The sequence below is a fragment of the Candidatus Aquicultor secundus genome, assembly GCF_002791875.1.
Lineage (GTDB): Bacteria > Actinomycetota > Aquicultoria > Aquicultorales > Aquicultoraceae > Aquicultor_A > Aquicultor_A secundus.
In genome coordinates, this window is record NZ_PFNG01000135.1 from 3,909 (window position 1) to 10,257 (window position 6,349).

At 48.3% G+C, this 6,349-nt stretch carries 5 protein-coding genes; all 5 read left to right on the forward strand.

The genetic code is table 11. The features are described from left to right. Window positions 1–191: 191 nt before the first annotated feature. Entirely contained in the window at window positions 192–2,576 is a 2,385-nt protein-coding gene (gene cas3, locus COY37_RS05640; RefSeq protein WP_286678670.1) for a CRISPR-associated helicase Cas3', read from the forward strand. After that, window positions 2,573–4,219 carry a hypothetical protein gene (locus COY37_RS05645; RefSeq protein WP_286678669.1) on the forward strand — a complete coding sequence of 549 codons (1,647 nt, stop codon included), beginning with the start codon at window positions 2,573–2,575 and terminating at the stop codon, window positions 4,217–4,219. The genes cas3 and COY37_RS05645 overlap by 4 nt, the downstream gene beginning before the upstream one ends. After that, window positions 4,209–5,147, forward strand: coding sequence for a DevR family CRISPR-associated autoregulator (locus COY37_RS05650; protein ID WP_286678668.1), 939 nt, complete (start codon window positions 4,209–4,211; stop codon window positions 5,145–5,147). The genes COY37_RS05645 and COY37_RS05650 overlap by 11 nt, the downstream gene beginning before the upstream one ends. Before the next feature lie 8 nt (window positions 5,148–5,155). Next, entirely contained in the window at window positions 5,156–5,914 is a 759-nt protein-coding gene (locus COY37_RS05655; RefSeq protein WP_286678667.1) for a hypothetical protein, read from the forward strand. Window positions 5,915–6,207: 293 nt separating this feature from the next. After that, window positions 6,208–6,349 (forward strand): type III-B CRISPR module RAMP protein Cmr1 (cmr1, locus tag COY37_RS11840; protein WP_353683002.1); only part of this gene is annotated, 142 nt, incomplete at its 3' end.

Consider the following 6,349-nt stretch of genomic DNA (forward strand, 5'->3'; position numbering starts at 1 on the left):
AACAAAGTGCTGGGCAGGACGCTGTTCAGGAAGTTGTGGTAGGTTAAATAATCGCAATATATGGTCATAACAGTACCCAAAGCAAAGCAACTGAGAACGTAACTTATCCTGTTTGTATTCAGCAGCGCAGGCAAACGCACTCCTTTTTCTATGCATAACCATATATCTCAAAAGACGAGAAGTTGGCCTTTATGTTTAGCGCGACATTTAAAAAGTTAACCGGTTTTACTCCATATCGATATCAGGAAAGGGTCGCAGACGCGATAATATCCGGCCGTAATGTGCTACTTATAGCACCAACCGGTTCAGGTAAAACATGGGCGGCAGTGGCGCCGTTTATTCATGCGAGATTTGCCAGGGCTAGCGATGCCGGTAATAGGCGGCCATGCTTTGCCGATCGTCTGATTTATGCGCTGCCGTTGCGAACTCTGGCAAGCAGTTTGCATGCTGATGTTGTTCGGGCAGCAAAAGAGGCCTTTGGTGAAGAAAATATCGCTATTTCAGGAAAAGATCGAGGCTACAGGCAACACAGTAAGCTTTATATTACAATCCAAACGGGCGAAAGCCAGGACGATCCGCTATTTGCAGGCGACATTGTATTTACCACAATCGATCAGCTGCTATCGTCGTATATTAATATGCCGCTGTCGTTGCCCCGTAGACTTTCCAACATCAACGCGGGCGCACTTGTGGGTGCGCAAATCGTACTCGATGAATTCCATCTTTTGGAGGCGGAAAAGAGCCTTTCGACCGCAATTGAGATGATCGATCGCTTAAACAGTCTTGTAAAGGTAGTGATAATGACAGCAACACTTAGCAATGCCGGCTGCCAACAGCTTGCCTCAATTTTAGAAGCGGAGAAGGTCGAGCTAAAAGACGATGAACGGTTAATGCTACCGGCTGAATCAAAACGCAAGCGCGACTGGTTTTTTACAGGCACACCCATTGATGTTTCCTCCGTTGCCTCGGTTCATAAGCACAGGACCATTGCATTGTGTAATACTGTGAACCGGGCACAGGCGCTGTACTTAAACATTAAAGAAACCGCGTCGTCAGGCACCGACGTGCTTTTGCTTCACTCGCGCTTCTACCCGGATGATCGCGCCAATATAGAGTCCGAGATTATAAGGCGATTTGGTAAAAACGCCCAGGCGCAGGATGATTCAATCATCCTCGTGACTACACAGGTTATTGAGGCGGGGATGGATATTTCTTGCGATACTTTGCACACCGAGATAGCGCCGATTAACTCGCTGGTGCAGAGGGCCGGGCGGTGTGCCCGCTATGGCGGAAAAGGCGATGTATATATCTATGAACTGCCTGAACCCGCTAAAGCAGCACCGTATAATCAAGGTCTTATCGATGAAACCCGAAACATTTTACCGCCTGCACGGGCTATAATTGATTTTGCACAAGAACGAGACCTAATCGACGCCGTGCATGGTAAGCCGGAGAGTAGTTTTGTTGAAGGGTTTTCTGTCCATTCTCACCGTAAAAGAGTTGCTGCCGCCATGGCAGGCGATGACTCTGGGGCAGTACGGGCTCTTATACGCGATATAGATAGCGTCCAGATAATTGTTGCCGCTAATCCAAGCTCAATTGAATTCAGCTTTAAAAAGTGGCCGATGTCTCTTTCGGTTCCGAGGTTTACATTAAAAAAGGCGTTGAAAGGTACTTCTGGGCAAGCCTGGTTGGCCGAGCTTAACGACAGCGATGATGATGTATGGGCAGGTATTTCCTGGCGCCAAATTGAAAACTCGAAGAAGGATGTTGCAGGCGCGTGGTATGTCGTTTTACATCCAAATCTAGCGTCGTACTCCAGCAAACTTGGATTAACGCTTGGCGTCTCAGGCTCAGCCCCTAAGGTTAGATACCTCGGCAGGCCGCCGATTCCTCTTTACCGGTATAAAATGGAGACGTTTAAAGAACATTCAGAGCGAAGCCTTAATGCTTTCGAAAGAATCTCCCAATTTTATGAACGGGGATTGAATGATTTGGCTTTGCTCCTCAATGTTAGCGATGAAGAACTAAGATGGCTGTCCGGCGTTTTAATTAGCTTGCATGATACAGGCAAGCTTTCTGTAGGCTGGCAATCTTTTGCAAAAGCCTGGCAATTGAAAAAGAACACGAAATCGGCTCCGCAAGAGCCGTTAGCCCATACGGATTATGACCCGGTAAAAGATGCAGCTCTGATGCGCAGCATGCCGCAGCGACCGCCTCACGCGGCGGAAGGGGCCTTTGCGCTTGCAGGCTGGCTTTTTAGCGGTGCGGAGCTTGCGCCGGGCATTGCCACAGCCGCAATGACTGCAGTAGCCCGCCATCACTCGGGCCGCACTTCTTCAGTGCGACAATTTGAGTTTATCAAGGAGGTCGAGAAGGTTATTGGCGATACCGTCAACGGCAATATCACCGGTCTAAGGGCACCCCACGACCTGGTTGAATGCAAGAAATTTTCCGAGGAGCTAATCAATCCTTTACTGGATGAGGATGAACTGTATCTACCGCTATACTGGTATCTTGTACGGCTGGTTCGCCTTTGCGACCAGCTTGCGACCAAGGAGGTGAATTTAAGATGAAACTGCATGTTGAGAAGCTAACGGGCACATATGCTGATACTCTAAAAGCCGTTGGTCTGGCCGATCTACTTGCAGAAGTGACCGGGAAGGATGTACGCGTTCGCAACCTGGGCCCGGCTTACGAAGTTGAAGGCGCCGACCCGGGCCCGATTGAAGAATGGCCGATTATCACGCCAGGCTATCCCTATATTCTCGATTCTAAGGATAAAGATAAGCCTAATGGCTGGATCATAGATTACGAACGAGAAAAAAAGAAAGCTCAGGTTGCAAAAGAATTCCGGCAGGCCAAAGATAAAAAGCGTGAGCGGCTTGAAGCAGCCCTCAGAGAGCAGGGCTTGGATGCGCCGGAGGGGCCAGGCTTGGAATACCGCATGGCATCTTTTCTTGCATCTATGAGAAAGGGCTGGAGCGGCGACAAACAACTTTATCGCTGGATAGTTGATAACCAGGATGTTATAAAAAATCATGTCAAGTCGATTCTGGAACATAGCCAATGTTCGGAACCATTCCCTGAAATCAGCAACAGTCAGGTATTTAATCCAACCGCAGGTAAGGGTGTGCATAGGCCCAAGCCCGACTCTACGTCGCCAGGCGCTATTAATAAGGCCGTTATAAACGGCATGGATGAGTGGCTTAAGTTTAGAGGGACATATGCGGCCATGTTGGCATACCGGGTTGGCGATGATTTCAAGGTTTTTGTAATCGAGCCGGGCGATATAGGGGTAAACGCAGTTAGGCAGCTGCGCAACGGTTTACTCGGCCTTTCTCTTTTTGGCGGGATACGTTTGGACATAGATGCAGCCCTGCGATTGCTGGAGATACTTATCTTGCATTCGGATGTCCTGGGTCGGGAAATTAGTCTTTTTGGTCGGCGTCCATCATCGGTTATCGGTGGTTTACACCAGGCTTACTTTCAAAGATTGGGCCCGGCCTCAGCTTTGATGAATTATGCCTTTATGCCTCTTCCGTCCTGGTTTGTCGTCACCGATCATGAGTCTGCCAATGCTTATCTTAAAATAGTAAAAGAGCATGCAGGTAACAAAAATCGCGATGGCGAAGCCGGTTGCCTGCAAGTTCTTCGCGAGGACAACTCGGGCGATATTCCAATCTTAAAAATGTATCGGGAATGGCTGTTAACGGGCGAGATTGCTGCGCTGCTCGATTTCTTATCAAGGTTTGCCGTAAAGGTTATGGAGCGGCGTGGACAAAAAGAGTGGGTCCGGGAGTTCTCCGCTAACGGTTTAGATGATCTATTAGAGAGGGGGTATGGTTTCGTGCGAGAAATCATCCAAAATGAAGGATTTAGAAACGTGGCTAGAGCGGTTCGTAACGCTACAATTTATGCGCTCTCATTAAAAAACAGAGAGGTGCGATTTGGTCTTGCCCAGGAATGGAAGCAGAAGATAAAAGGCGGCGATAGCGAGTTTATCCCGGCGCTAAGCGATTTTGTTCAGCAATATAACTGGGAGTCGGAAAAAATTAAGGCGCATGTGATAAGACAAGAAGACCTCGATGCTTTAATCGGGCTAATCGAAGAGCATGGGGCTGAATTGGTCGGCATGTTGTTGTTGGCATACGGATATGCCAGGGCGCCGAAAATCGAGCAAGAAGTTGAGAAAGGGGAGATAAACGTTGAAGCTTAATTCGCTATCTATATCGGGATTGGTCACGCTGGATCTTCATGCTCTGAACAACGAGGGAGCAGAGGGCAATACGATGATGACGCGGATGGTCGAAATAGTTGATTCGAATGGCAAGCTTGCCACAGTTAATGCTATTTCGGGTGATATGTTCAAGCATATCCAGGCCGAGCATCTTTTTCGCATAGCGACGGAGGAAGGAATACCGCTTTGCAGTGCCTGTCAGGTATTCGATGCAAATCGTATTTGTGCTGATAAATCCTTCACGGGTTCATTCGAAAAAGGGACACAGGATAGTTTGGTCCTTAGCGATGTACTTAAACGGTGTATTCTTGATGATTGCGAGGGTATTCTTATCACGAACAACAACAAGTCAATCGCACGTAAATCATGCATCGAATTCGGCTGGCTGGTTGGCAGGCCGGAAACTACGCGTACGGAGTCTTACTTTCACGCAAAGTACGTCCCGGAGGGCCGCAGCGCTGGCTCCGGCGCTGGCGAGAATCTAGGTCAGAATATTTTCCATAGACCTGCTTCCAGCGGGCAATATGCTGCAGTTGCCAACGTTGACCTTTATAAAGTTGGACGCAATGATATCACGCTCGGTTACGACGTGGGGGGAGAAGCTCGCCTACAGCGCACGAAGGCGCTGCTTAAAAGCGTGCTTTACTCATTTATAAAGCCGACCGGCGCCCACAGGAATACGCAAAACCCGCATGTAGTTGACTTCACCGGGGCTGTGGTTACCTCGGCCAATACGGTACCGGCGCCGCTTGTGAGCGCCTTAAACCCGGCATTTATCGACGAGATAAAAGGCATCTCCGAATCGCTAAACACCCTTACCCCATCATCGGTTAGTGTTTCGGTGTTTAATGGGCTTCAAGAATTCGCAGGTATTATGTCCTCGATCATTACGGGGCTTGAGGGATAGGGGGCCTTATGCTCATCGACAACAGTTCTACGATTGAGGGTACGGGGTCTTGGCTTTTGGCTACATATCGCCCGGTAAGCCTCTTTACATTAAGGACAACATATGCGACCAGCAAGGGCGGAAAGACGCTACTTGTTCCGACCCCCTATGCGGTTAAGCTGGCGTTGGTCGACGCCTGCTTTCGTGCATATGGGGCAGATAATGCTGAACCGGTTGCACGTGATGTCTTCGATCTGGTTAAGGATCGCGAAATAAGGTTTTCGCCACCGGATCGCTGTGTTGTGCAAAATACTTTTATAAAGGTAAAGCAAGAGGAACGTGATGCGCCGAAGGGTATCTATTGCTCAACCGTTTCTTACCGTGAGTTCTGCTTTTTTGATGGGGATTTAACAATCGCAATCAATGCCAAAGGTATGGATAAAGAGAAAAGCAATCTATTATCCAACGTTATGCGTCACATTAATTACTTCGGGAAAAGAGGCAGCTTCTTTCAGTTTCTGGGCTCAAAACTGGCTACTGAGTTACCGGGCGGTTTCAGCCTTTTTGAATCCGATACCGATTTTAAGATGGACACATACGGTATCATGCAGCCGCTTGACGATGTAGGCGACACTGACGACCCCGATTTGTTTGATCGTGTGAGTTCGTACTCCTACGGTAAGGGGTTAACACTGGGCAAACACCGTGTGCTTAAAAACACGTTTTTGCCTTACCGCATGGTAAAAAGCACCAGAAGCTATACGTATTATTCACGGGCTAGTATTTAGGTATCTTGGCTTGTCGGCAGAGTTTGTTATCGGCTTAAAAGTGGTGGTGTTATCTCTATCAGCCTTGGATTAACACGGGGGACACGTTAAGCTACTATCGGTTTGCGAGCTGGTTAAAAACAGGCTCGATAAAGCCAGAAGCGTTTAGTTTATAAATATAGACCACAAATGGCTTGGCAATAGTACGACTATTGAGCTATCATCAAGTAAGCGGAAACCCTAATTTAGTATTTTAAAAACACAGTAGATACTGCTGTGCTTTATTCGGTATTGGTTGAAATAAAAGGACCGGCATGACTAACGAGCACACCATTGAAATTAAAATGCGCACTCCGCTCTGGACAGGCGGCGTGGACGGCAAATGCGACCGCTTGCATGAAACCGGAATCATCGGCTCGATGCGCTGGTGGTATGAAGCCATCGTGCGCGGTCTAG